The 955-nt window shown below is 65.0% G+C and carries 1 protein-coding gene; it reads left to right on the top strand.

All coding sequences use genetic code 11. The features are described 5' to 3' along the window. Window positions 1-2 precede the first annotated feature (2 nt). The coding region (tuf, locus tag K7W42_RS22740; RefSeq protein ID WP_224577687.1) for an elongation factor Tu at window positions 3-955 on the top strand (953 nt) is incomplete at its 3' end.

Genomic DNA, 955 nt, shown 5'->3' with positions numbered 1-955 from the left:
ACATGGCAAAAGGAACGTTTGAACGCACGAAGCCGCACGTGAACGTGGGGACCATCGGGCACGTGGACCACGGCAAGACCACGCTGACCGCCGCCATCACCTTCACCGCCGCCGCCTCGGACCCCACCGTCGAAAAACTGGCCTACGACCAGATCGACAAGGCCCCTGAAGAAAAGGCCCGCGGCATCACCATCAACACCGCCCACGTCGAGTACAACACCCCCAGCCGCCACTACAGCCACGTCGACTGCCCCGGCCACGCCGACTACGTCAAGAACATGATCACCGGCGCAGCCCAGATGGACGGCGCCATCCTGGTGGTCTCCAGCGCCGACGGCCCCATGCCCCAGACCCGCGAGCACATCCTGCTCGCCCGTCAGGTCGGCGTGCCCTACATCGTCGTGTTCATGAACAAAGTCGACATGGTCGATGACGAAGAGCTGCTCGAACTGGTCGAAATGGAAGTGCGCGAGCTGCTGGGCAAGTACGAGTTCCCCGGCGACGACCTGCCCGTGATCAAGGGCAGCGCGCTGCAGGCCCTCGAAGCCCTGCAGGGTAACCCCAAGACCGCCCGTGGTGAAAACCAGTGGGTTGACCGCATCTGGGAACTCCTGGACGCCGTGGACAGCTACATCCCCACCCCCGAGCGCGACACCGACAAGCAGTTCCTGATGCCCGTCGAAGACGTGTTCACCATCACCGGGCGCGGCACCGTGGCCACCGGCCGCGTGGAGCGCGGGACCGTGAAGGTGCAGGACGAAGTCGAGATCATCGGTCTGCGCGACACCAAGAAGACCACCGTGACCGGCATCGAAATGCACCGCAAGCTGCTCGACAGCGGCATGGCCGGCGACAACGTGGGCGTGCTGCTGCGTGGCGTGGCGCGTGACGACGTGGAGCGTGGCCAGGTGCTGGCCAAGCCCGGCTCGATCAAGCCGCACACGAAGTTCGAAGC

This window comes from Deinococcus betulae, from assembly GCF_020166395.1.
Lineage (GTDB): Bacteria > Deinococcota > Deinococci > Deinococcales > Deinococcaceae > Deinococcus > Deinococcus betulae.
This window is presented reverse-complemented; position numbering and strand designations above follow the sequence as displayed.